Here is a 25,864-nt window from a genome sequence, read left to right as displayed (position 1 = left end):
CCGATAGTAACGGTTACCCCACAGCAAGCCTTGGGAAAGCGTCGGCGCGAGGAGTAATAGTGGATAGCGGGATTAAGCTACTAATTATTTGTTGAATTATGAAATGATTATGATTGATTTGAACTTCTTACGAAATATTGTTCATTTCAAATATTTTTCTTAATTTTGCACCACTTTTGTGAACGCACTTTCGGCGAAGTAAAACATTAACAATTAACATCTTCCATATTTTTCAGGAGTCACAGCAAAGCCAAAGTCTGAGTAAATTAGGAATACAAATTTTTTAGAAAATGTCAAAAGAGACAAATTCAGCAGAGGTTCTATTGAACCAAAACGTAACACCAGAACAATTTGATTGGGATTCTTTCGAATCAGGTCTTAACGCAGAAGACAGAAGCGAGAAGAAAGAATTGGAAGAAATCTACAATGGTTCTCTAAACAATCTTGCAGACAACGATGTGATCATCGGTAAAGTTGTAAGATTGACTGATAAAGAGGCGATCGTAGATATCAACTTCAAATCTGAAGGTGTGATCTCTCTAAACGAATTCCGTTACAACCAAGGTCTTAAAGTAGGCGATGAAGTTGAAGTAATGGTTGACAGAAGAGAGGACAAAACAGGACAGTTACAGTTGTCTCACAGAAAAGCCAGAACGCTTAAAGCTTGGGATAGAGTAAACGAACTTCACGAAACTGGAGAGATCGTAAACGGTTTTGTAAAATCTAGAACTAAAGGAGGTATGATCGTTGATGTTCACGGAATCGAGGCATTCTTGCCAGGTTCTCAGATCGACGTGAAACCAATCAAAGATTACGATCAGTTCGTAGGTAAAACTATGGAGTTCAAAGTTGTGAAAATCAACCCTGAGTTCAAAAACGTAGTGGTATCTCACAAAGCGCTTATCGAAGCGGATCTTGAAGGACAGAAGAGAGAGATCATCGGTCAATTAGAAAAAGGACAGGTTCTTGAAGGAACTGTTAAAAATATTACTTCTTACGGTGTATTCGTAGATCTAGGAGGTGTTGACGGATTGATCCACATTACAGACCTTTCTTGGTCTAGAGTGAACCACCCATCTGAGATCTTGGAAGACGGACAGACTGTAAAAGTTGTTATCCTTGATTTTGATGATGAGAAAACTAGAATCCAATTGGGTATGAAGCAATTAGAAGCTCATCCTTGGGATGCTCTTTCTGCTGACCTGAAAGTTGGTGACAAAGTAAAAGGAAAAGTAGTCGTTCTTGCTGACTATGGTGCATTCGTAGAGATCGCTCCAGGTGTAGAAGGATTGATCCACGTTTCTGAAATGTCTTGGTCTACTCACTTGAGAAGCGCAGGAGATTTCGTGAAAGTTGGTGATGAGGTAGAAGCAGAAGTATTGACTTTGGATAGAGAAGACAGAAAGATCTCTCTAGGTATCAAGCAATTGAACAAAGATCCTTGGGAAAATATCGAAGCTAAATATCCAGTAGGTTCTCAACACGTTGGAACTGTAAGAAACTTCACAAACTTCGGAGTATTCGTAGAATTGGAAGAAGGAATCGATGGATTGATCTATATCTCAGACCTTTCTTGGACCAAGAAGATTAAGCACCCATCTGAGTTCTGTGCAGTTGGAGATAAATTAGATGTTATCGTATTAGAATTGGATACGCAAGCAAGAAGATTGTCTCTAGGTCACAAACAATTGACTGAAAACCCTTGGGATAAATTCGAAACTAAATACGCTGAAGGAACTGTACACGCTGGAAAAGCGACTGAAGTACACGACAAAGGTGCATCTATCCAGTTCGAAGACGTAGAAGTTGAAGCTTTCTGCCCATCAAGATTATTAGAGAAGGAAGACGGATCTAAAATCAAAAAAGGTGACGAAGCTCAATTCAAAGTGATCGAATTCAACAAAGAATTCAAAAGAGTAGTGGTTTCTCATACAGGAATCTTCAGAGACGAAGAGAAAAAGAATGTAAGAGATAACTCTAACAGATCTAACAACAACAGCAACACATCATCTTCTTCTAACAACGAAGAAAAATCAACACTTGGTGATATCGATGTATTGGCAGAATTGAAAAGAAAAATGGAAGAAGGAAACTAATATTCCCTAATTCTTAATTTTTTTAATAAATTAGCCACCCGAATTATTTCGGGTGGCTTTTTAATTTAACATATTTAAATAAATGAAAAAAAAATTACTATTTGCAGGTTTGATTACCTCACTGTTTTCCTCAGCTCAGATCAATGTGAATCAAGGTTTTGAAAACACAACTTATCCCGGTTTTACCAATGTCTCATTTTTCAGAAGCAGCGTGGTTTCCCCTTGTGTAGGATCTTACGGATTGACGAGAAATTTCTGGAGCGGCGGAATGGTTGGATCTACAACTTATGCGTCAACTGCTTCAACAGGAGGAAAACTTGATGTTTCTTTCCGTTATAAAACCTTTGTTTATAATAATGCGACAGTCAACGGAACTTTGAAAGTGGAGTATTCTATTGATGGCGGTACAAGCTATCAGACCCTTCAAACCATCAATTTGACTTCTGTGGTTTCTTGCCAGACAGTGGCTTTTTCTCTTCCTCAAGGTACGGTTCCGGCTGGATCAGATTTCAGATTCAGAGTTTCCGGGCAATGGATGTCAGGAGATTACAATGTGATTCTGGATGAGTTTGTGATGACTCAGGCTACTTTAGGAACTTCAGATTTAGCTAAGAAGGAAACTAAGTTTTATCCAAATCCTTTCAAAGAGGTTGTTCATATAGATAATGCTGAGGCGGTAAAATCGATTACGGTTTCTGATGTTTCTGGAAGAAAACTTAAAGCTTTTACTGAAGTTTCAAAAGAAATAAAATTATCTGAGCTTCAAAAAGGAATTTATTTTCTCACTGTCGAAAATAAAGATGGCAGCAAAACTCAGAATAGATTGATCAAAGAATAATTAGAACCGCCAAATGGCGGTTTTTTTTTGTCATAAATATTATTGTTATTACTGAGGATCCTGTAATGATATTTACAAATAATATCGTTTCAATAGAATAATATTTGAATATTTATAATTATTAATATTTTAAATATTTAACATAAAAAATAAATATAAATTAAATTAATGCGTTTTTTAATATTAATTATATGTTAATAATGGTTAAATAGATTAGTTTATTAAAAATTGTTATATAAATTTGATTATTAACTTTTTAAAACAAACAATTATGAACAAAAAATTACTCTTTGCAATCTTGCTATCAGGTACGCTTGGTGCACAAACTTTTAGCAACAACACACTTACCGCCATCCCGGATAACAGTACAACAGGCGTTACTTCTACGATTCCGGTCAGTTTGGTAAAAACCATTTCAGATCCTTCCAAAGTTACGGTCAAACTAGATTTGACTCACACCTGGGCTGGTGATCTTACCATTGCGCTGGTTCCACCTTCAGGACCTGAGACGGGTGCTATCGCTTTGCTGAAAAGATTAAACAATGCCGCTGCGTCAGGAACTGTAGGTTCCAGTGCAAACTTTTTGGCTGGCAACGTCATCGCATTTAATTCTGCTGCCAGTTCCAAACTTGTTGCACTTGCTACTTGGACCAGCAGTACAAACATCCCTGCAGGAACTTACCTTCCGACAACCGGAGTCAATACAACACCTACAGATTACACCGAAGCTAATTTAGCAACGATGTTTACAGGGCTTGCCGTTAGCGGAGACTGGAAACTTAAGCTTTTTGATTCCGTGACTGGAGATACAGGTTCTGTCAACAACTGGCAGATCGTTTTTGATCCGGGTACATTTTTGGGTGTCAACACCTCAATTGTGAGCACACCAGGACTTTCTGTATTGGGAAATCCATTTAAAGAAACTCTGAATCTGAAAGTCAATACGTCTGCAAAAGATGTAAAATTTGATATCTATTCTATGGATGGAAAAAAAGTCTACTCTTATCAGCCGTCAGCCAAGAATACTTCCGGAGATCTTAAAATCCCGACAGAAAACTGGACATCTGGCATTTATATCCTTGCGCCAACAGTTAATGGAGAAAAAATGATGACCATCAAATTGATCAAGAAATAGAATCTTGTAATTTCTAAATACAAAATAGAACCGTTTCATAATTTTGAGACGGTTTTTTTTCGATTTAATGATAAGATTTTCAATTATCTTAATGATTCCAAAATTCCTCAGCTATTTTTTTAATCGTATTTTTGCCGGCTCAAAAATAGTTATGGAGAAAAGAAATATATTAAAAGGTGTATTGTTTGTAGGGATCGGAGCAAGTATTTACGGAATGCTGGCGACGTTTGTGAAGATGTCTTACAAGGATGGATTCACCACTTCTGAGGTCACAACAGCGCAGTTTGTCCTAGGATTTTTAGGATTATTAATTTTAAATTTAATCCAGACAAAAACCTCCAAAAAACCTTTGTCAAAACCAAATTCCAAAGAGATCAGAATGTTGATGCTTGCCGGAACTTCTATGGGTTTTACCAGTTTGTTTTATTACATCGCGGTTCAATATATCAATGTTTCCATCGCCATTGTTTTGTTGATGCAATCTGTTTGGTTCAGCGTTGTGGTGGAAAGTTTCATCGCCAAAAAATTCCCGAATGCAAGAAAAATTGTTGCGGTAATCATCGTTTTGACAGGTACAGTCCTGGCAACCAACCTGATCAATATGGAAGTAGAAATCGACTGGCACGGCATCTTTTGGGGTGTTCTGGCAGCGGCATCTTTTACAATGACAATGTTTACATCAAATACGATCGCAACGCATTTACCAGTTCTGAGGAAAAGTATGACGATGCTGACAGGCGGTTTGGCAGTTGTAATGTTATTTTTATTCTTCGCCCAGATTGGACCTTTGCATTTTGAAGGACTGAGATCTGTTTACCTCAATTTTACGGATAATACACAACACATCCGCCCTTTTGATTATTCCATTTTCTGGACTTACGGAGTTGTTCTGGCATTATTCGGAACCATCATTCCACCGATTTTATTCAACATCGGATTCCCGAAAGCAGGTTTGGGATTGGGAAGCATCATCTCATCTTTGGAACTTCCGGTTTCCGTCACGATGGCTTTTATGTTATTGAACGAAAAAGTGATTCTCGTCCAGTGGCTCGGGATCGCATTGATCTTATTCGCAATAGTTTTGATGAATCTGCCATCCAAAAATGAAGTAGAGCCAGCCAAGGCTTACCATTAAAAAATTGCATAAAAAAACCGTCTCATTTTACTGAGACGGTTTTTGTTTTATTGTGCAGCGTTCTGAACGTCTGTCTTCACTTCTTCAGCTTTATTTTTGAACTGATCGGCTGTTTCTCCAGCTCTTTCTTTCAATTGTTCTGCTGTTTGAGTTGCTTTATCTTTCAAATCGTTTCCAAATTTCGTCAGATTCTCTTTAGCGTTATTGAAGGTGTCTTTTACCTTTTGCTGATCTTCCGGAGAAGACTTTTTATATTTCCACCAAGCCAAAGCTCCAACACCTAACAATGCCAAAAGGCCATTTGTTTTATTTCCCATTTTGTAATTTTTTTATGTTAATATTAATTACTCAAGGTACTAGAAAATTTTGTGCCAACAATTAAGTTTTAAAATAATTTTGGCGTGTCCCTCGCCAGCACGTGTCGTCCGAAGATCACGATGGGTCTCCGCTCGGGCCGGGCTGTCCGTTCATATCTTTTTATTTTTTCAGAAGATTACCTTTCCGGATTTGGTTTCAGCACAAAAAAAATAAAAAGGATAACCACTGCCATCCCTCACGCGCTGCGCAAAGTTGAGGGTTTTGCAACAGATTGAAGTTCCCTAAACCCAAAAGCTTTCCAATCTGAAAACCCTCGAACTCTCAAACTCCCAAACTCCCCAACTCTCAAACTCTCCAACCCTCAAACCCTCAAACCCTCCAGCTTCACCGCCAGTTTCTTTGTCAGCTCTCTTCGGCTAAACTCATTGATATCAGCAGAATTCTGAATCGATTTTCCATTTTTCCAATCCTCATACAGTGAAAATATAAAACTCTGGATTTCCAAACTTTCAGAATAATCAAAATGTTTTCCCGCGTTGGTTTTGTTGAGAATCGTTTCTACATCAGCATCTTTCGGTCCAAACGAAATGATTTTCTTTCCGGTCGCCAGATATTCAAACAACTTTCCCGGAATGATGCCTTTCGAACTTTCACTAGGAAAATTGGTGATCAGAAGCAGGTCAGAATTTTCCATCTCCTTCACAGATTCGTCGTGCGCCAAATAGCCAAGATTCCAGATATTATTTTTCAAAACAGAATTCTCTATTTCATTCAGAATTTTATTGTCCACTCGTCCAACAAATTTCAGTTCAAAGTCCTCAGCAAAATCCTGATGTTTTACACAAAGCGTAATCAAAGCCTTCCAAAGATTATCCGGATTCCTCAATTGTTCAAGTACACCAACGTAACTCAAAGTGAATTTGGGTTTGAGGGTTTGAGAGTTCGAGGGTTTTAGAGTTCCAATACTCTCGCTACGTGAATTCTCAGAAGCTTGGACGCTCCAACACTCCAACACTCCAACACTCCGACTCTCCAACTTATCAAATCCATTCGTCACACAAAAAGCATTCGCTCCATTTTTTCTGAAATTCTCAGCATCCGTATAGCTCGTTGCAAGTGTCAAATCAGCATTTTCAAAAACCGATTTCTCAAGTTCTCTATGTTTTCTGTCAGAACCGGAAGTTAGTTTCAAATGTTTGTAGTAGGAAATCTCTGTCCAAGGATCGCGAAAGTCAGCGATCCACTTCAAATCTGGCAATTCCTTTTTCAGTCCAAGTCCGATCAAGTGCAAACTGTGCGGCGGACCAGTCGTGACAATCGTATCAATATGATTTTCTTGCAGATAATTCTTCAAAAATTTAATCGAAGGTTTTACCCAAAATTTCCTCGCATCTGGAATAAAAAAATTTCCTCTAATGAAAATCGAAAGCTTCGAAACAAAAGACTGATTCTTCCCAACATCAAACTGTCCACCCTTGAATTTCTTATTGCTCTTACTGAATTTCTCCGCAATCTGGTAAGGCTCCCAAATATTTGTTTTCACGATTTTCAGATCTTGCGGGACTTCTTTGGTCAAAGTCTCATCCACCAAAGGATAACTCGGATTTTCTGGTGTGTAGATGATCGGTTCCCAGCCAAATTCGGGAAGATATTTTGCAAACTTCAGCCAACGCTGAACGCCGGGTCCACCAGCAGGCGGCCAATAATAGGTGACAATTAAAACTTTTTTAGAATTTTCCATTTAAGAATTTCGGCTTCATCAAACTATTCAGTAAATTTATATGTTTTTTCGAAAGGTCTAAAATAGGACTTTTTACAGTTCGTTTCAAAACCAAAAATCAAGAAAAACATTAATTTCTATTTCAAGACCAATGAACTATTTCTCTGACCAACAATTCACGAAAATCAGCACAGAAAAGTTTGAAAAAGCGGATTACGAAAACTGTATTTTTACCGAAATCAATTTTTCCGATCATAATCTTTCTGATTTCAAATTCTCAGATTGTGACTTCAAAGACTGTGATCTCAGTAATGCAAAGATTCATCAGACTGCTTTCCGCGAAGTGGTTTTCAAAAACTGCAAGATGATCGGCCTTAATTTTGAGGATGCACATTCTTTCAATATATCTTTCAAATTTGAAGATTGTATTTTGGACCATTCATCGTTTTATCAATTGGATATAAGGAAAACAACGTTTAAAAATTCCAGTTTAAAAGAAGTGGATTTTACAGAAACCAACTTGTCGAATTCATTTTTCGATCATTCAAATCTAACTGATGCAGTTTTTGACAGAACGATATTAGACAATGCCAATCTCAAAAATGCCATCAATTTTTCCATCGATCCGACAAAAAATCAACTCAAAAAAACCAAATTTGCAAAAGACAATCTCGCAGGATTATTAGACAGATTACAGATCATCATAGAATAAAATTCCACCAACCAAAATTTCACTCCAATGGATGGGCAAATTTTCAAAATTATTTTGAAATTATGGGTGGTTAATAATAAAAATAAAATATCAATATGAAAAAAATATTATACGCAAGTTTTCTTTTATCAATCACGGTTTCTGCGCAATACACAGATATCAACATCATCAAAGAAGTCAAAGTTAAAAACAAAGGCGTCGTAGTTTCTGCACACCCGTTAGCAAGTGAAGCAGGCGCAAAAATCCTCAAACAAGGTGGAAATGCCTTCGATGCAGTGATTGCAACTCAGCTGGCTTTAGCGGTCGTTTATCCTCAGGCCGGAAATATCGGTGGTGGCGGATTTCTTGTTGCTACAACGGCGGAAGGGAAAAAAATCGCTTTGGATTATCGTGAAACTGCCCCTTCAAAAGCATCTTTCGATATGTATTGGGACAAGCAGGGCAATGCAAACACAGATCTTTCCCAATATGGCCGATTGGCAGTGGGTGTTCCCGGAAGTATTTCAGGAATGTTCGAAACCTTGAAATATGCAAAACTTCCATTTGCTAAATTAATTGAACCAGCCATTGACCTGGCAGAGAAAGGCTTTGCAATCACCGAACAGGAAGCAGGACTATTAAATTCACATAAAGCTGAATTTCTTAAAAATAACAGAAACAAAACGGTCTTCGTAAGAGATCAGGACTGGAAAATCGGAGACTTGCTGATCCAAAAAGAATTGGCTGAGACTTTAAAACGAATTCAGAAAGGTGGTGAGAAAGAATTTTACCAAGGCAAAACAGCCGATTTAATCCTCGCCGAAATGAAATTAGGAAACGGAATCATCCAATCACAAGATCTTAAAAATTATAAAACAAAAGAAAGAAAACCTTTGGTCTTCGATTACAAAGGTCATCAGATAGTTGCGATGCCATTGCCATCCAGTGGCGGAACTTTGCTGGCTCAGATGTTAAAGATGTCAGCGTTCGAAGATCTGTCCAAATACCAGCAGAATTCAGCGGAAGCGGTTCAGATAATGGTAGAAGCCGAAAGAAGAGCCTTTGCAGACAGGGCAGAATATATGGGAGATCCGGACTTTATCCAGGACAAAACCGAAATGCTGATCTCAGACGAATATCTCAAAAACCGTTGGAAATCTTTCAACTCAAAACAGGCAACACCAAGCAAAGATGTTGGGAATATCATTAATCCAAACCAAAAAGAAAGTACTGAAACGACTCAGGTTTCCATCCTGGACAAATTCGGAAATGCGGTTTCCGTAACCACGACGCTGAACGGACTCTACGGAAGCAAAACCGTAGTTTCCGGCGCAGGATTCTTCCTGAACAACGAAATGGACGATTTTTCCATAAAACCAGGCGTTCCTAATATGTTTGGCGCAGTCGGCGGAGAAGCTAATAAAATTGAACCCGGAAAAAGAATGCTTTCATCCATGACGCCGACATTGGTTTTGAAGGACAATAAAATTAAAATTGTGGTGGGAACACCCGGCGGAACAACCATTCCGACCTCAGTTTTTCAGGCAATTGTAGGTGTGATTGATTTTAAACAAAACGCAAACTTCTCTGTTAATGCTCCGAAATTCCACCACCAGTGGCTGCCAGAAAATATAAAAGTTGAAACTAATTTTCCTGAAACCACTATCAAAGCTTTGGAACAAAAGAATTACAAATTCGAAAAAATCAAGCAGATTGGAAGAACGGAAATGATTCTTGTAGATGACAAAAAAACCGTTCACGCTGTTGCGGATGGGCGAGGAGATGATTCTGTTGGGGTTGAATAGTAAATTATCTATAAAAGATACAAACCTTTAAAAACAAAAGGCTTCCAAAATCTGGAAGCCTTTCTAATTTATATTCAAATCCGAATTACCTTGCGATATTTACAGATCTCGTTTCTCTGATAACAGTTACTCTTACTTGTCCTGGGTAAGTCAACTCGTTCTGGATTTTTTCAGAGATGTCGTAAGATAGTTGGTGAGCATTTTCGTCGTTCACTTTTCCGCTTTCTACCATAACTCTAAGCTCTCTTCCCGCTTGGATTGCGTAAGCGCTGGAAACGCCGTCGAAACTTAACGCAGCCGCTTCAAGATCTTTCAGCCTTTGGATGTAAGATTCCAAGACTTGTCTTCTTGCGCCTGGTCTTGCTCCGGAGATTGCATCGGCAACCTGGATGATTGGCGATAGGAGAGAAGTCATTTCGATCTCATCGTGGTGAGCACCAATAGCGTTGATCACTTCAGCGTTCTCGCCATATTTCTCCGCCCACTGCATTCCAAGAAGTGCGTGTGGCAATTCAGATTCCTGCTCAGGAACTTTCCCAATATCGTGTAGTAAACCAGCTCTTTTCGCAAGTTTTACATTTAATCCTAATTCTGCGGCCATAGTCGCTGCGATGTTCGCCACTTCTCTGGAGTGTTGTAGTAAATTCTGCCCATAAGAAGAACGGAATTTCATTCTACCCACAACTTTTACCAATTCCGGGTGAAGACCGTGGATTCCAAGGTCGATGATGGTTCTTTTACCAACTTCGATGATTTCTTCCTCGATTTGTTTTCTTGTTTTTTCAACCACTTCCTCGATTCTCGCAGGGTGGATTCTGCCATCCGTTACCAATCTGTGAAGTGACAATCTCGCAATCTCTCTTCTCACAGGGTCGAAACAAGAAAGAAGGATTGCTTCCGGCGTATCATCAACGATGATTTCAACACCTGTTGCAGCTTCCAGCGCACGGATATTTCTACCTTCACGCCCAATGATTCTACCTTTGATTTCGTCTGACTCAATATTAAAAACAGAAACTGAGTTTTCTACCGCTTGTTCTGTTCCAATTCTCTGAATGGTTTGGATGATTATTTTTCTCGCTTCATTTTTCGCATTCAACTGCGCTTCTTCCATAATGCTTTGAACGTGTGCTGATGCTTTAGTTTTAGCTTCGGCTTTCAAAGATTCTACCAATTCTGACTTAGCTTCTTCTGCAGAGTAGTTGGATATTTTTTCCAGCATTTCTACTTTTTGAGCTGTTGCAGCTTCCAGATCCTGTTGTTTTTTCTGAACAACTTCCAGCTTTTTGTTGTAATCGCCAACTTGTCTTTCTAGATCTTTTTCCAGTTTTCCGGCTTTGCTAAGCTCGTCGTTCAGTTTGTTTTCCTTGTCTTTCGTACGTTTTTCAGCTTCCTGCATTTTTCGTTCTCTTGACTGGATGTCTGCATCGTGTTGGGATTTCAGTTCAAGGAATTTTTCTTTTGCCTGGAGGTGTTTCTCCTTTCTTACAGCTTCTGCTTGTACATTGGCTTTTTCTATAATGTTTTCGGCTGTCTTTTTCGCATCTTCTACTACGTACTGCGCTTTTGTGTTAAGGGAACTTTTTCCGAAGAAAAGTCCTGCAACCGCTCCTACGATAAGTGCAACGACACCGATAATAATGGTAATTGTGTCCATAAATTTATATATATTGAGTTTTAATTGTCTCTCTTAATTGTTGGAAGTCTGAAGCGGGAAGATGGATGTTACCATCTAAACTAAACTTCCTGCCTCCATTCTTCCATCCTCCATCTTAAATAAAAAAAAACCTACAACAGTTCAGATATAGAGTAAACTCCATAAAAACACGATTTGAACTGATTTTCATTCTCTGTAATCTGCGCAAGGCAGCACGCCATCGAATGAACTTTCGTCCGGTAATTTTTAATTGTTGAGTTTACTTCTTTGTGTTAGAACTATTGTAGGCAGCTTGTAATTTGAAAAATTTTACTTTTCCAATTGCTCAAGGAGTGCATTGATTTTACTCACGCGCTCGTTTGTATTTTTTATATTTTTCTCATTATTTAAAGAATAAACTTCTGCGTTGGTTCCGAGTTTCAAAACGCACATAGCGAGTGCGTCCTGCTTGTCCCTCACATCGAAACTGGCTTCGAAGTCCTTAATCATCGTTTCTATCTGCTTACCGACTTTCCGAAGGGTTTCTTCCTCGGCTGCTGGCACATTCAGCGGATAGTTTCGTCCGGCAATATTTATAGTTATTCTTCTGAAATCCATAGTTATAAGCCGGTGTTTTGTAATTCAGAAACGCACATATCTATTTCTTTTACCAATCTGTTGATGTGATTTTTCATCAGTCGGTTGTGTTCTGCGTTTCCGGATATTGCTGAATAAAGTTTTAATTCTTTGTTTTCTTCTGCTAAGATCTGGTTTCTGCGTTTCTCCTCCATGTAATCTTCCCTCAATTTCTGTAGCTCCTCAGACGTTTCTGCGTGTTTCTCCGAAAGATTCTTAAACTTTTTATAAAGATTGAGAATCTTTTTTTCTAAAACAGAAAAGTTGTTTTCTAATTCGCCTAACATAACCAGAATTAAATTCTAACTTTTACAAAAATAGGAAAAATTAATGATGATTTAACACGATATTTCTCTTTTGTGAGATTGATCTTGCTTCTGTTTGATTTATAATGAATTAACTTCTATTAGATCGTCAAAATTATTATGAATGAAAGTATTTACGAATAGCTTATCTTCAAATTAATCATAAAAAAAAGAGCCTTTAAAAAGCTCAATTTATATTTATTCAAATTTCAAAACCAGCATAAAAGCTCTGGTCTGCATCGTGGAAATCGCTGGCGTCCAGTAAGGTGGTGTTGTTTCCTTATCAGCTACCAGTTCATTATTCGTAAAAAATGTTCCGCGGATCGCCGGCGTAAATTTAAATCGGCTAAAGTAAAACTGAATCCCGATCTCTGCACTCCATCCAAAGTTGTGAGTCGTGGTGCGGAATATATTCTGCTGATTATCATCAGTTGATGTTTGATTTGATTGTAAATTAACCAGATAATTCACACCAGCAGCAGCGTAAGGCCGCGAATTATACCATCTGTCACCGTGAACTTCCAACATAATTGGAATATCAACATAGGTAGATTTTACTATTTTTTTTATTTGCTCTTCACTAGGTTCCAGAATGACTTCGGCAGAAGTTCCGTCGGCAAGTGGAAAACCGCCTGGATATAACTGATTGACGTGGTCAAATGTATTAAAAGTCAAATCTCTTTGCACAAAATGCAAGCCTGGTTCGATTCTCAAATCCAAAAATTCATTCAGCCTCATTTTCCCAATCAGTCCTGCTCCAAAACTGTACGTTGACTTCGATTCTACAAGACTTCTGTTGCCTTCCATCCCAATCTTAGGATCCAAATTCATTTTGTAATCAAAATTATTGGCAGCAAGATAAAATCCGAAACTGAATTTTTTCAGATCAAAGTCTTCCATTTTGTCCTGTCTGTCTTTGGTTCTGAAAAGATTGTTGAAAGTCTGGGCGTGTAAATTACCGCTCAGAAGTACTGCAAAGGATAAAATCTTGATAAGTCGCTGCTTCATTCTATTTGGTAGCTTTATAAATGGTGGCTATTCCTAAACTCAATTTGGTGTATTCTACTTTTTTGAAACCTGTGTTCAGAAGAATTGTTTTCATCTTTTCTCCAAAAGGAAACGCATTCACAGAATCCGGAAGATACGTGTAAGCTCGGTTGTCCTTGGAAACCAAACGCCCGATCGCAGGCAATATATTTTTAAAATAAAACATATAAAATGGTCCCAAAAATCCTTCTACTTTTGAGAATTCTAAGATATAAATACTTTTGTTCTCTTTCACAACTCTTCGTAATTCTGATAAACCTTTTTCCAGATTTTCAAAATTTCTTACTCCAAATGCAACGGTAACGCCATCGAATTTATTGTCCTCAAACGGAAGTTGTTCCGCATCGCCTTTCTGCATAGAGATCTTGCCGTCCAGATTTTGCTTTCTGATTTTTTCGATTCCAACGTTTAGCATTTGCTGAGAAAGATCCAAGCCAACAACGTCAGCATTAGTTCCTTTTTGAACCGTAATTGCCAGATCTCCGGTTCCTGTGGCAACATCCAAAACCAGTTTTGGCTGGTCTTTAGCCAGCATTTTGACCAATTTGTTTCTCCAAAGCACATCAATTTTCATGGATAAAACGTGGTTCAGAAGATCATATTTTGGTGCAATATTGTCAAACATATCTTCTACCTGACTTTTTTTGCTGTATTCGGAGTTGTATGGTGTTACGTTGTTGTGTTCCAATTCGTTGTTGTTTAATTTATTCATTAATCAATTATCATTTATCGATGATCAATTATTGTTTGTAGTAATTGTTGTAATAATTAATAAAATCCTGCTTTCTGAAGATCTTGGAGCGGCTTTCGACTTTCGCAACATTTTTGATGACGCGGTCATAGTCTTCGTCCAGATTGTAGTAAAAATCTTCGGTGTAAAGTTTACTGATCTTCGTCACATCGCCCAGATAATGCTTCTTATCGATCTCAATTCCCGGTTTTGCGGTGATCAGAGAATCTCTGTTCAGGCCGTAACCATAATATTGATTATTGACGTAATAGTCTTTATTTGTGATGTTTATCAATCCTCTTACTTTATTGACTGTAAAAGCGGAATCGTAAATCAATCTTTTGTTCTGATCAAAAACCTGAATGTTATTTTTTCCTTTATTAAGATCAACTTTCAGATATTGACCGGCGGAAAGGATATTTTCTGAGCCATTGTTAATTTTAAAATAAAACGTTTCCGGCGTGGGATTGTCCACAAGATAGTAGTTCTTTTTCGCCAAAAACAAAAAGTAAATAGCGAATGCAAGTCCCATTGCCAGCAAAGAAAAAATCAAACCTTTCGTAGAGGCGCTAAGATTTTTCATAATATTTAAAAATCAATATTAAAGGTGCGAATTTACGGAAATTTTTCTGAGCGCTGATTTTTATAATTCTGATATTAATCAAGACTGTGATTACTGAAAAATAAAACCTGAGTGTCTCTCAAATTTTCAGTTTTGTCCGGAGCGAAATTGAAATCCGGGGCTTTGGTTCCGTTTTCAAGATTCAAATTTGGATTTTTGAAGATGAGAGTTTCATCCCAAAGATTTTGATCGATAAATTGCTGCAACGTAAATCTTCCGCCTTCAATGATCACGGATTGGATTTGCAGTTCGTACAGCTTTTCCAAGATTTGATCTAATGAATTTTCTTTTTCTATTTTAATGAATTTCAGATATTTATCTTTTGAATCTTTAATTGAATTAAAAATAATCGTTTCCGCTTCATCATTATAAATATTACAACTTTCCGGAATGTCAAGATTAAAATCAATCAAAATTCTAATGGGATTTCGTCCTTCGATTTCTCTCACAGTCAAACTTGGATTGTCATGAAGAGCGGTATTTTTCCCAACCAAAATAGCGTGTTCCTCACTTCGTATTTGATGAACAAATTGCTTAGAAAGTGAATTGCTGATTTGAGTCGGCTTGAAATCTTTGTCCATAAAACCATCCGCAGATTGTGCCCACTTCAGAATAATGAAAGGCCGTTTCTTTTCATGATAAGTAAAAAACCGTTTGTTGAGTTCTCTGCATTCATCTTCCAAAATTCCAGAAATAACTTCTATTCCTGCATCGGTAATGATTTTTTTTCCTTTACCATTCACCTTGTCGTGGCTGTCCATCGCGCCAATCACCACTTTTTTGAAACCAAGTTCCACGATTTTCAAAGCACAGGGCGGCGTTTTTCCAAAATGAGCGCAAGGTTCCAAAGAAACGTAAATTGTAGATTCGGGAATTAAATGTTTGTCTTCTTCTTTTATAGAATTAATGGCATTGATTTCTGCGTGCGGTTCGCCTGCTTTTTTGTGAAAACCTTCGCCAATGATGCTGTTGTTATGAACAATGACCGATCCAACCAAAGGATTTGGGTAGGTTTTTCCAAGCGCTTTTTGAGCTAGTTCTATACATCTGTTGATGTAAAATTCGTCATTCATTAATGATGATTTCTGACTTTTTAAAAATTATTTTTTCTTCTTTTCAACTTCTGTTGGTTTGTATGTCACTGGCGGAATTGCAGTTGTGATTGCAGCTTCCATCAGTTTGTTTCTTTCTTTTGATAGAGATTTGGCTGCATATTTCAAATCTCCTGCAAGCCTTTTGGAATATGAAAAAATGATGAATGACTTCTTTCCGTTAATATCAAAGTTTTTGAATCTGTCAAGATTGTATTCAGCGTACGGTTCACCTTCAGCTGGAGTTTCTGTTGTTAAATAATCTACGATAATCTCTTTTCCATCTGGACTTTCTGTTACATTTACGAAAGAATATTTGTCTTTGGATCTTCTTTTTTCAACAAATTCCACTTTTTGTTTGATGGCAGTTTCCATATCAATTTCCTTATCGAAATAAGAAATGTTGATCAGTTCCTTATAATTACTCAGGACATCATCTCTCATAATGTATTGCTGCTGTGCCCAGGTTGCAGAGTTTTGTTTGCTTAATGCCAGCAGAAATTCATTTTCATTGAATGTTAAAGGTCCGGGAATATTCAGTCGGTCAATGACTTCAACGGGTACAGCGGTAGTTGCTTCTTCAGTTTTTGTTTCCTGAGAATATAAGCTTGATGTAAAAACCAAACCGATGGATATTGCAAGTAGATTTCTGATTTTCATATTATGTTTATTTGTTTTGATTTTTTTCATTATTAAGTTCTTCAATTCGCCATATAAAAAGAAAGATGGCGAACACAGTTAGAATTGATCCTACAACATATTGTATAATCAAATCAGTACCTTGAGTTTTTGGACCAATTAAAAATGCGCCTCCAGCAATTATGAGAAATATTCCAAAACCAATTTTAGACTCAAAGGTAGTTCCTAAAGTCTCCAGAATTCCAAATAAAAATTCTCCTCCAAGTTTCTTAAAAATGTTTTTGTTTTTCAACTATAAGTTTTTATGATAAAAAAATTTATCCTTTCAACTCTGCCGGAATCTCACAAACCGGAATCGGGTTCATCTTATGCTGCGTCGCTCTGTTGAATCTCAAGTAGATGGTCATCACTTCTTTTTCACGACCGTCAAAATCAGCTTCAGTTTTTCCTGCTTTTTGCTGCTCCATTGCCCATTCTAATTCCGGATAAGTCGCACCAATCTGGTCTTCATCCGTTCTTTCCACTTCCCAAAGTCCGTCCGTTGGTTTTGCAACTTGGATGCTTTCCAGAATTCCTAACTCTTTTGCAATGTCATAAACCTGAGTTTTGTAAAGATCAGCAATAGGAGAGATGTCTACGCCCCCGTCGCCGTATTTTGTGAAAAATCCTACGCCAAAATCCTCCACTTTATTTCCTGTTCCAGTCACCAGAAGTCCGTTGATCTGTCCGTAATAATAAAGCGTCACCATTCTCAGTCTCGATCTTGTGTTCGCTTCTGCCAGATTTTTGCTCGGCGAATCGTCCTTATAACCTTCCGTTGTTTTTTCGAAACTTTCAAAAGTCGGAGTAAGATCTACTCGGAAACCTTCTACATTTGGAAAATTGGCTTTAAGAAAATCGATGTGATCCTGAGCTCTGTCCACCTGATCGGCTTTTTGACGGATCGGCATTTCCAAAACCAAAGTCTGCAATCCTGTTTTCGCTGCGAGAGTAGAAACCACTGCGGAATCTATTCCTCCCGAAACGCCCACTACGAAACCTTTTGAGTTTGCTTTGGCTGCATAATCTTTTAACCAGTTGACGATATGATCTATTACTTTTTGTGTCTGCATTGTTTTTATTTTGTTTTAATTTCTTCAAAGACATACTCCGTTCCGCTTTGGTCCTGGTCGATTGTCTTTCCGGTCAAACTGTTGTTTGCGTACAAAAGTTGGTCTATTTTCAATGGCTCGCCATATCGGGTCAACTTTTCTACTTTCACAGTATTTCCTATTACTTTATAATTTGTTTTATATTTATTTTGAGAGACAATCCCGCACTGATTTTCGTTCTTTTCATTAACCAGAACATAATCATTTTTAAAACTTAATTCCAGGAAAACAGTATAGCCAGCACAAGGTTTCGGCTTATTGGTTTCGGCACACATACTACCAACTGATGTTCTAAAAGTTTTATTAAGAACTATTTTGTTGTTTTTATTTTGAGTTTGTGAACAAGCTGGAACAAACATCAACGATAAGATCAAAAAAAGTAAATTAGTAGCTTTCATAATTGATTTTTTGTAATTCATACCAGTTACATTTGTCGCCTTTATCAAGAAAAGTGCCTTTGTTTTCGAAGCCTAATTTTGTGAGAATATAATTGGAAGTTTGATTTTCCACATCGGCGTAAGCATAGATTTTATCAGCATGAAATTGATTAAATCCTAAACCCAGTGAAGCTTTTGCTGATTCTGTTGCATAGCCTTTTCCCCAAAATTCAGGGAGAAATCTGTAGCCCAATTCGTAAACATTTTTGAAACCATTGACTTTCTCTGTAAAAAGTTTGATGCCGCTCCAGCCGGTAAATTTTTTGGTTTCCTTTTCGATGACAGACAGTCTTCCTGTTCCGTTTTTTTCGTATTGGTTCAGAAGGCATTCGATTAAATGTAAAGTTTCTTCTTTTTTCGTGAAAGGTTTGATGCCTACATACTTTACAACTTCCGGATTGCTGTCCAGTAAAAATAAATCATCCAGATCTGCGGATGTTATTTTTCTTAAAATCAATCTTTCGGTAATAATTGGAAGCTTCATCCTTTAAAATTCTTATTTTTGCTATTCGAAAATCTTAATGTAAAAATAATGAAGTTTTTCCGATATATCTCTTTTTCGGCCATAATTGTTTTCAGTTTGTCGGCCTGCAAAAAGGAAAACGAAAACAAATGGGATGTTGAGATCAAAAGTCCTGTCAAAAAAGTAAACGTGACAGATCTCTCTGGCGAATTCTACAATTCATCGGTCAGTTTGGAAGATTTCAAAAAGAAATATCCTTGGTTCCAGGGCTCTGTTCCGGATGCAGATTACGGTGATCGCAGAAAAGATACAATGGAAGTCCGCATCTATAAAGAAGCGATTTCCAAGATCAATAAAGCGAAGCTTGACAAAGAACTGATTGATCTGTTTTCACATATCAAAAATTATTTTCCAAAATTTCAGCCGCCACATATTTATCTTTACTCATCAGTCGTCGATCCCAGAAATGTGACCGATCCGATCTTTTTGAGAGAAGATGAAAATATGCTTTTCGTTGACATTACTGGATTTATGGGCGATGGAAATAAGAATTACAGAGGACTTGATCTTTATTTTCAAAAATCGATGAATCCGGATAATCTCGTTCCGAAAATTTCTGCTTTTTTCGCTGCAAGACTGGTTCCAGCACAATTAGAACAACAGAAATTTCTTGATCAGATTGTCTATCAGGGGAAAATTCAAATTCTACAGGATGCATTTTTACCGAATGTTCCGAATCATCTGAAAATCAATTATTCCAAAGAACAATACGATTGGGCGGTTGCCAATGAACCGAATATCTGGAATTATTTCGTGGAAAACGATTTGCTTTTCAGTGCAGATGCAGATCTGTCCGAACGTTTCATCACGCCCGGGCCTTTTTCGAAATTCTATACAGAAGTTGACCGAGAAAGTTCTCCGCAGATTGCCATTTGGATAGGCTGGCAGATTTGCAAACAGTATTTGAAAGCACATTCAGATGAAAAATTACCCGTGTTTTTGAAGAAAAATGCAACAGAGATTTTCAACGGATCCGAATATAGGCCGAAGTAAAATTGGAGAATTGGAGGGTTTGAAAGAAGTAGAGACTGACATCTTTCGAATTTCAAATCTCTAATTTTTTGATCATTTAATTTTTTAATCAATAATTTTAATATAACAATGCGTAAAACAAAAATTACAGTAGATATAGAGTTGGACGAGAATCACGTTCCAGAAAAAATGACTTGGAATGCACAAGACGGCGGCGTAGAAAACCAAGAGACCAAAGCCGTGATGATCTCCGTTTGGGACGAGAAGACTTCCGAAGCTTTGAGAATCGATCTTTGGACAAAAGAAATGCCTGTGGATCATATGAAACGTTTCTATCACCAGATCATCGTTTCCCTTGGACAAACCTACCTGCGTGCAACTGGCGAAGAAGATGTTGCTGGTTGGTTGGAAGAAGTGGCTGAGGAATTTGCGGTGAAATCGGCGATAAAAATGTAAAATGTTTTCTTTAAAAAGCTTTTATTCTTTTACCAAAAAGGAAAGTAGGATAGGTTTATTAACGTTTTTTCTATCTTTTTTTATTAACATTTTAATGATGTTGATTTTTAAATTTGAAAATAATAAGGTGTTAATTTTTCTTTCATTCTCCATTGTTTTTTTAGTTTTGAATTATCTTTTCACTCATAAAACTTATGGTAGATTCTTAAGAAAACATTCTGATATTATCAGTTATATTTTTATAAGAGAATATTCTGGTAATAAAAGATATGATGTTGATAAACATTTTACTTCTTCAGAAATAGAAAGATTTATTCAAAGTTTAGATTGTGAAGAGTATATTGAGTTTAATAATATTCCAAATGATTTCTATTACAAAAGAAACCATACCTACCAGATATTAGGTTTTGAAAAAGAAAATTTGCGACATTATACCAGAAGTATTCCTTGGAAAAATATTTTTTGGAAATATTCCCACACAAATAATGATGGCATTTATGAGTATTTAAGTATTCAATACAAAAATGATAGTGGAACAGACATCGATGAAGAGATTATAACAGATAGAATATTCCAGAAAAATTTTCATATTTTTCTTCTGTTTATTTTACATGACCTTAAATATGGAAATCAATTATCACTTTCAAAAAATAATTACAAAAGAAAAATACCATTCAAAGTATTAGGACTTTCTTTTACAAATAATTAAAAATATGAAATTCAATACAAAAGTTATTCACGGCGGACAACAGCACGAGCCAGCGACTGGCGCAGTCAACGTTCCCGTTTTTTTAACATCAACATTCGCACAGAAAAGTCCGGGACAATTGATCTCTGGCTACGAATATTCAAGAGGTGCAAACCCAACAAGACAAGCTTTGGAAGATTCCTTGGCAAGCATCGAAAATGGTGCACGAGGTTTGGCTTTCGGTTCAGGTTTGGCCGCGATCGATTGTGTTTTGAAGTTGCTAAATCCAGGTGATGAAGTCATTGCAGTAGATGATCTTTACGGCGGTTCCTACAGAATGTTCACCAGATTATTCGAAAAATACCAATTGAAATTTACGTTCATTGGATTCGATAATGTTGAGCAACTTGAAAATGTCATAACAGATAAAACAAAATTGATCTGGCTAGAAACACCAACCAATCCATTGATGAAATTGGTGGATATCAAAATGGTCGCTGATACTGTGAAAGGAAAAGATATTTTGGTAGCTGTAGATAACACATTTGCAACGCCTTATATTCAAAAACCTTTGGATCTGGGTGCTGACATTGTGATGCATTCTGCAACGAAATATTTAGGCGGACATTCTGATGTCATCGCTGGAGCTTTGATTGCGAAAGATGCAGAATTGGGCGAAAAACTACATTTCATCCAGTTTGCAAGCGGTGGAATTTTGGGACCTCACGATTCTTATTTGGTCTTGAGAGGGATCAAAACTTTGGCGCTTAGAATGCAAAGACATTCGGACAACGGTTTCGAAATTGCAAAATATCTGGAAACGCATTCTTTAGTTGATAAAATCTATTACCCAGGATTGTCTTCTCATCCACAATACGATTTGGCGACCAGACAAATGACTGAATTTGGAGGAATGGTTTCTTTCACTTTCAAATCCGGAAAGAAAGAAGATGCGGTGAAATTCTTGGAAAACATCAAAGTTTTCACTTTGGCAGAATCTTTGGGTGGCGTAGAATCGTTGGCAAACCTTCCGGCATTGATGACACACGCATCGATCCCAGAAGAGAAGAGAGCAGTTCTTGGAATCACGGATGACTTGGTAAGATTGAGCGTCGGAATTGAAGATGCAGAAGATTTGATTGCTGATTTGGAACAAGCGTTTAACACATTGAATTAAGAAATTAAAAATTGAGTGATGTAGAAATTACTGAATCTCTGAATCTCTCAATTTCAAAATTAATTAAAAATATGACTTTTCGAGACGCCACTTTAGAAGACCTTCCAAAAATCGTAGAGATTTACAATTCTACGGTGGCGTCGCGATTGGTTACTGCCGATCTGGAGACTGTTTCCGTCGAAAGCAAAGTTGATTGGTTTAATGAACACAATTCTGAAACGCGTCCGCTTTGGATGGTGGAAGATGCTCAGAAAAATACCATCGGCTGGGTCAGTTTTCAGGATTTTTATGGCCGTCCGGCTTATCAGAAAACAGCTGAGATCAGTATTTACATTGATGAAAATTTCCGAAGCAAAGGTTTCGGTCAACAGATTTTAAAGTTGTCATTAGAAAAATGTCCAAGTCTGGGCATCGAAAATCTACTCGCCTTTATCTTCGCTCACAATTTGCCGAGTTTGACCTTATTTGAAAAATTCGGTTTCGAACTTTGGGCCAATCTCAAAAATATCGCTGAACTTGATGGCGAAAAACAAAGTCTTATTATTTTAGGCAAAACCATCAAAGACTAATTTTACATATGGAAAACTACACGTATTGTTTGTACTGGATCATTTCCATATTGGCGATCTTCTCTATTCTGATTCCTTCTGTCAAAAACACATTTTGGACCTTTAGGATTTTCGATTATCCTCGTTTTCAGAAGTTTGTGATTCTAATCGTTCTGATTGCTTTATGGAAATTTGCCATTCCTGAACCCACGGATTACGACAAAGTTCTCTTGGCGTTAGAAGTTGTATTTGCACTTTATCTTTTGTACATTATTCTTCCTTACACAAGATTTGGAAAGACGATGATTGATAAAGTTAAACCAAATGCGGACGAGACCACGCTCGATATTTTGGTTTGTAATGTCTATCAACATAACCGAAATTATCAGAAACTAATTGACCTGATCAAAGAAAATGATCCCACCGTTTTGTTCTTCCTGGAAACGGATGAAGAGTGGAGAAAAGCTTTGGCAGTGGTCACAAAAGATTACGAATACAAGATTGAGGTTCCATTGGCAAATACTTATGGCCTGTTGTTTTACAGTCATTTTCCGGTTAAAAATTATGAGATCAATTATTTGATAGATGATGATATTCCGTCCATCGTTGCCGACTTGGAGTATAACAATAACATTGTCAGATTATACGGGATTCATCCCACGCCGCCAGTTCCTCAGGAAAATCCAGAAAGTACCGAACGTGATGCTGAGATTCTTTTGGTCGGAAAAAAAGCGGAAGAATACGGGAAACCAGCCATCGTTTTTGGAGACCTGAATGACGTCGCTTGGTCGCAAACCACCAAATTATTTCTAAAATCCAGCGGAATGTTGGATCCCCGACGTGGAAGAGGCATGTTCAATACCTTTCACGCCAAATATTGGTTTTTGCGTTGGCCATTAGATCATTTTTTCGTGAGTCCACATTTCCGATTGGTGGATATGAATGTCACAAAGTCCGTGGATTCTGACCATTTTCCAATTTGGATCTCGCTCGTCATCAGAAATGAAGATACAGAAGATCAACTGGAAATTTCCGACGATGAAGAGCAGGAAGTGGATGGAAAAATAGGGGAAGGCATCGAAAAAGGTGATGCCAATTAATTTTTGTATCTTGGAAATTAAATTTATTAATAATGAAAAAGATCATCTTTAGCTTCATACTTTCCTTCGCATTTATTTTAAATTCTGCACAGACAACGGAACCAAAACCAATTGTCATTGTCCAAAATGTGGTGATGGGAAATCTAACTTTGAATAGTTTGGACCCAAATAAGATCGAGCAGGTTCAGGTTTACAAAACACCTTCTACAGAAACTGCGAAATTTGATGATTTGATAAAAAATGGATTGATCAACATCACGCTCAAAGAAAAAATGACCATCGAAAGTCTGACCATTTCCGAAGCGAAGAAAAGATTCAAATTACCTGCTAATGCTTTGGTTTTCCTTAATGATATCGCTGTTCACGACGAAAATATCCTGATTGCTGAAGATCTTTTGAAAACTTCCAGCGTCATCGATCCTGACAAAAAAACGAACAATTACAGCGCACCCGTCTTAAAGATAAAAACCGATTAAGGTTGTCTATCCATTTCCGAATTTCTATTTTTGCTGAAATCGATATTTTAAAAATATGTTTTTCAACAAGGCAAAATTATTTTTCAGCGCTCTTTTTCTAATTTCAATTTCAACATCTATTTCCGCACAAAACCGGATCAGCGATCACAACAATATTGGTTGGTACGCGTACAACGGAACTTTCAAGCTGGATTCGAAATTCTCCATTCACACAGAATATCAGTGGCGAAGAAATGATTACATCACGACTTGGCAACAGAGTCTTTTGCGTTTGGGACTTAATTATCAGGCAAATCCAAATCTGCAATTGCGCGTTGGTTACGCTTGGGCAGAGACTTTTCCTTATGGTGACATTCCGATCAACGGAATGGGAAAAGATTTCACAGAACACAGGATCTACGAAATGGCAACCATTACTGATAAAATCGGAAAAATCGATCTGTCTCACCGTTTTATGCTAGAACAGCGTTGGGTTGGGCGATATTCTAATGCCAACCTGACTTCCGAAGATCAATATCCATTTCTGAACCGAGCGCGATATATGATTCGTTTGCAAATGCCTTTAAAAGGAAATTCGATTGGTGACAAAACGCCTTACGTTGCGGTTTATGACGAATTGATGATTGGATTTGGGAAAAATGTCGGCGAGAATGTTTTTGACCAAAATCGAATAGGCGTTTTATTGGGTTACAAATTCAACAATTTGGTCAGGGTAGAAGGTGGATATCTGAATCAAATCGTGCAGTTGGGAAGGGAAGTGGAAGGCAAAAATGTGTTCCAGTACAACAATGGATTTATTGTAAGTGCAAATTTCAATTTTGATTTTTCTAAGAAAACTGTGTATTAATATAACCACGTAGACACATAGTTTTTGATTAAAAACATTCTCGACTACGCTCAACCTGACATCGTTAATATTTGGTAAGTAGAATTTGAGTTGTCATCCTGAGCGGAGTCGAAGGATTTCTGTTGAAGAATAAATTTTCTTTTGTGACTTTTGTGGTTCAAAAATTCTTTATTTTCGCAAAATGAAAATAGCATTCCTCGGACCCGAAGCTTCTTTTACGCAGTTGACCGCAACGCAGTTATTCCCTAATGATGAGTTGATCCCAAAATCGAACATCTTGGATTGCTTCTTGGCAGTTCAGAACAATGAAGTGGACAAAGCAGTGGTTCCCTTGGAAAACTCGATTGAAGGGACGGTTTCTATGACTTTGGATTACCTTTATCAGACTCCCGAAATCAAGATCGAAGCGGAAGCGGTAATGCCGATTGCACACCATTTGATGATCCATCCAGATCAGGAAAATCAAGATTCTATCGAGAAGATCTATTCTCATCCGCAGGCGCTTGCGCAAAGTTTTCATTTTCTGAATAAAAATTATCCCGACGTTCCGAAACAGGATTTCGCTTCCACAGCGGCGGCGGCAAAACGTGTTTCTGAAAATCCAGATAGAAAAATTGCGGCCGTTGCGAATAAATTTGCGGCCGAATTATACGGTTTGAAAATCCTTAATGAAAACATCCACGACGTCGAGGAGAATCACACCAGATTTATCATTATTTCCAAAACTGAGAATTCTTACGAAAATCATCTGGAAAATATAGGGAAGAAAACCGCGATGCTCATCACTTTACCACAGGATCACGCTGGAGGATTGCATCAGGTTTTGTCGGTTTTTGCTTGGCGAAATATGAACCTTAGCAAAATCGAATCCCGAACTTTAAAGACCAGATTGGGAAATTATTTCTTCTTCGTGACCGTTGTTGGCGGTTGGGACGATGTGCTTTACATCAATTCTGTGGACGAGCTGAAAGCGATTGGTGCTGATGTGAAGTTTTTGGGGAATTATAAAGAGTTTTTGTTGGATGGGTAATTTTACTTGTTTAAA

The 25,864-nt window shown here is 37.5% G+C and carries 29 protein-coding genes; 15 read left to right on the top strand and 14 right to left on the bottom strand.

The genetic code is table 11. From position 1 onward, the window contains the following. Positions 1–290: 290 nt before the first annotated feature. From rpsA to LUD75_RS00770, 4 genes are all read left to right on the top strand, one after another. The gene (rpsA, locus tag LUD75_RS00785; protein WP_034965024.1) at positions 291–2,096 is read left to right on the top strand and encodes a 30S ribosomal protein S1; all 1,806 of its coding nucleotides are present in this window, start codon (positions 291–293) and stop codon (positions 2,094–2,096) included. A gap of 82 nt (positions 2,097–2,178) precedes the next feature. Beyond that, complete coding sequence (locus LUD75_RS00780) at positions 2,179–2,934, top strand: T9SS type A sorting domain-containing protein (protein WP_232703831.1); 756 nt, start codon at positions 2,179–2,181, stop codon at positions 2,932–2,934. 271 nt (positions 2,935–3,205) lie between these two features. Beyond that, entirely contained in the window at positions 3,206–4,069 is an 864-nt protein-coding gene (locus LUD75_RS00775; protein WP_232703830.1) for a proprotein convertase P-domain-containing protein, read from the top strand. 151 nt (positions 4,070–4,220) lie between these two features. After that, positions 4,221–5,204 carry a DMT family transporter gene (locus tag LUD75_RS00770; protein ID WP_232703829.1) on the top strand — a complete coding sequence of 328 codons (984 nt, stop codon included), beginning with the start codon at positions 4,221–4,223 and terminating at the stop codon, positions 5,202–5,204. Positions 5,205–5,251: 47 nt separating this feature from the next. Here LUD75_RS00770 and LUD75_RS00765 read toward each other — a convergent pair whose 3' ends face one another. Then, entirely contained in the window at positions 5,252–5,521 is a 270-nt protein-coding gene (locus LUD75_RS00765; protein ID WP_232703828.1) for a YtxH domain-containing protein, read from the bottom strand. A 362-nt stretch (positions 5,522–5,883) separates the two neighbouring features. Beyond that, positions 5,884–7,263: a glycosyl transferase family 1 gene (locus tag LUD75_RS00760; RefSeq protein WP_232703827.1), complete on the bottom strand. Its 1,380-nt coding sequence runs from the start codon at positions 7,261–7,263 to the stop codon at positions 5,884–5,886. 130 nt (positions 7,264–7,393) lie between these two features. Here LUD75_RS00760 and LUD75_RS00755 point away from each other — a divergent pair, with 130 nt between their 5' ends. Beyond that, positions 7,394–7,954 carry a pentapeptide repeat-containing protein gene (locus LUD75_RS00755; RefSeq protein WP_232703826.1) on the top strand — a complete coding sequence of 187 codons (561 nt, stop codon included), beginning with the start codon at positions 7,394–7,396 and terminating at the stop codon, positions 7,952–7,954. A 95-nt stretch (positions 7,955–8,049) separates the two neighbouring features. After that, positions 8,050–9,738: a gamma-glutamyltransferase gene (ggt, locus tag LUD75_RS00750; protein WP_232703825.1), complete on the top strand. Its 1,689-nt coding sequence runs from the start codon at positions 8,050–8,052 to the stop codon at positions 9,736–9,738. Positions 9,739–9,823: 85 nt separating this feature from the next. On the opposite strand, the gene rny is transcribed toward ggt, so the two are convergent. The 12 genes from rny to LUD75_RS00690 form a co-directional block, all read right to left on the bottom strand. Then, positions 9,824–11,395: a ribonuclease Y gene (gene rny / locus LUD75_RS00745; RefSeq protein ID WP_232703824.1), complete on the bottom strand. Its 1,572-nt coding sequence runs from the start codon at positions 11,393–11,395 to the stop codon at positions 9,824–9,826. A 309-nt stretch (positions 11,396–11,704) separates the two neighbouring features. Further along, positions 11,705–11,992 (bottom strand): cell division protein ZapA, encoded by a 288-nt coding sequence (locus tag LUD75_RS00740; RefSeq protein WP_232703823.1) that lies wholly within the window; start codon positions 11,990–11,992, stop codon positions 11,705–11,707. 2 nt (positions 11,993–11,994) lie between these two features. After that, positions 11,995–12,297 carry a hypothetical protein gene (locus LUD75_RS00735; protein ID WP_232703822.1) on the bottom strand — a complete coding sequence of 101 codons (303 nt, stop codon included), beginning with the start codon at positions 12,295–12,297 and terminating at the stop codon, positions 11,995–11,997. A 216-nt stretch (positions 12,298–12,513) separates the two neighbouring features. Then, positions 12,514–13,323, bottom strand: a complete 810-nt coding sequence (locus LUD75_RS00730) for a porin family protein (RefSeq protein WP_232703821.1) — start codon at positions 13,321–13,323, stop codon at positions 12,514–12,516. A gap of 1 nt (position 13,324) precedes the next feature. Further along, positions 13,325–14,074: a bifunctional demethylmenaquinone methyltransferase/2-methoxy-6-polyprenyl-1,4-benzoquinol methylase UbiE gene (gene ubiE / locus LUD75_RS00725; protein ID WP_232703820.1), complete on the bottom strand. Its 750-nt coding sequence runs from the start codon at positions 14,072–14,074 to the stop codon at positions 13,325–13,327. A 28-nt stretch (positions 14,075–14,102) separates the two neighbouring features. After that, a complete protein-coding gene (locus tag LUD75_RS00720; protein ID WP_232703819.1) occupies positions 14,103–14,675 on the bottom strand; it encodes a hypothetical protein in 573 nt (190 codons plus the stop codon). A gap of 74 nt (positions 14,676–14,749) precedes the next feature. After that, complete coding sequence (gene ribD, locus LUD75_RS00715; RefSeq protein WP_232703818.1) at positions 14,750–15,787, bottom strand: bifunctional diaminohydroxyphosphoribosylaminopyrimidine deaminase/5-amino-6-(5-phosphoribosylamino)uracil reductase RibD; 1,038 nt, start codon at positions 15,785–15,787, stop codon at positions 14,750–14,752. Between the two features lie 27 nt (positions 15,788–15,814). Next, complete coding sequence (locus LUD75_RS00710) at positions 15,815–16,465, bottom strand: hypothetical protein (RefSeq protein WP_232703817.1); 651 nt, start codon at positions 16,463–16,465, stop codon at positions 15,815–15,817. A 7-nt stretch (positions 16,466–16,472) separates the two neighbouring features. Further along, entirely contained in the window at positions 16,473–16,736 is a 264-nt protein-coding gene (locus tag LUD75_RS00705; RefSeq protein ID WP_232703816.1) for a hypothetical protein, read from the bottom strand. 25 nt (positions 16,737–16,761) lie between these two features. Beyond that, complete coding sequence (gene nadE, locus LUD75_RS00700; RefSeq protein ID WP_232703815.1) at positions 16,762–17,556, bottom strand: NAD(+) synthase; 795 nt, start codon at positions 17,554–17,556, stop codon at positions 16,762–16,764. 5 nt (positions 17,557–17,561) lie between these two features. Next, positions 17,562–17,993: a hypothetical protein gene (locus LUD75_RS00695; RefSeq protein ID WP_232703814.1), complete on the bottom strand. Its 432-nt coding sequence runs from the start codon at positions 17,991–17,993 to the stop codon at positions 17,562–17,564. Next, on the bottom strand, positions 17,980–18,516 hold the full coding sequence (locus LUD75_RS00690) for a GNAT family N-acetyltransferase (protein ID WP_232703813.1): 537 nt from the start codon (positions 18,514–18,516) through the stop codon (positions 17,980–17,982). The genes LUD75_RS00695 and LUD75_RS00690 overlap by 14 nt, the downstream gene beginning before the upstream one ends. A gap of 18 nt (positions 18,517–18,534) precedes the next feature. Here LUD75_RS00690 and LUD75_RS00685 point away from each other — a divergent pair, with 18 nt between their 5' ends. The 9 genes from LUD75_RS00685 (at position 18,535) to pheA (ending at position 25,849) form a co-directional block, all read left to right on the top strand. Next, a complete protein-coding gene (locus LUD75_RS00685) occupies positions 18,535–19,548 on the top strand; it encodes a gliding motility protein GldB (protein ID WP_232703812.1) in 1,014 nt (337 codons plus the stop codon). A 108-nt stretch (positions 19,549–19,656) separates the two neighbouring features. Next, positions 19,657–19,983 (top strand): gliding motility protein GldC, encoded by a 327-nt coding sequence (gene gldC / locus LUD75_RS00680; RefSeq protein ID WP_232703811.1) that lies wholly within the window; start codon positions 19,657–19,659, stop codon positions 19,981–19,983. A 1-nt stretch (position 19,984) separates the two neighbouring features. Next, positions 19,985–20,692, top strand: a complete 708-nt coding sequence (locus LUD75_RS00675; protein WP_232703810.1) for a hypothetical protein — start codon at positions 19,985–19,987, stop codon at positions 20,690–20,692. A gap of 4 nt (positions 20,693–20,696) precedes the next feature. Continuing rightward, complete coding sequence (locus tag LUD75_RS00670; RefSeq protein ID WP_232703809.1) at positions 20,697–21,848, top strand: cystathionine gamma-synthase; 1,152 nt, start codon at positions 20,697–20,699, stop codon at positions 21,846–21,848. Positions 21,849–21,919: 71 nt separating this feature from the next. Continuing rightward, positions 21,920–22,417 (top strand): GNAT family N-acetyltransferase, encoded by a 498-nt coding sequence (locus tag LUD75_RS00665; RefSeq protein ID WP_232703808.1) that lies wholly within the window; start codon positions 21,920–21,922, stop codon positions 22,415–22,417. Between the two features lie 8 nt (positions 22,418–22,425). Next, positions 22,426–23,496, top strand: a complete 1,071-nt coding sequence (locus LUD75_RS00660; protein WP_232703807.1) for an endonuclease/exonuclease/phosphatase family protein — start codon at positions 22,426–22,428, stop codon at positions 23,494–23,496. 32 nt (positions 23,497–23,528) lie between these two features. Continuing rightward, complete coding sequence (locus tag LUD75_RS00655) at positions 23,529–23,972, top strand: hypothetical protein (RefSeq protein WP_232703806.1); 444 nt, start codon at positions 23,529–23,531, stop codon at positions 23,970–23,972. 55 nt (positions 23,973–24,027) lie between these two features. Beyond that, a complete protein-coding gene (locus LUD75_RS00650) occupies positions 24,028–24,819 on the top strand; it encodes a DUF2490 domain-containing protein (RefSeq protein ID WP_232703805.1) in 792 nt (263 codons plus the stop codon). A gap of 181 nt (positions 24,820–25,000) precedes the next feature. Further along, complete coding sequence (pheA, locus tag LUD75_RS00645; protein ID WP_232703804.1) at positions 25,001–25,849, top strand: prephenate dehydratase; 849 nt, start codon at positions 25,001–25,003, stop codon at positions 25,847–25,849. The last annotated feature ends 15 nt before the right edge of the window (positions 25,850–25,864 follow it).

The organism is Epilithonimonas sp. JDS (genome assembly GCF_021261315.1).
Classification (GTDB): Bacteria; Bacteroidota; Bacteroidia; order Flavobacteriales; family Weeksellaceae; genus Epilithonimonas.
The sequence above is the reverse complement of the archived record's forward strand: the minus strand, read 5'-3'. Positions and strand labels throughout refer to the sequence as shown.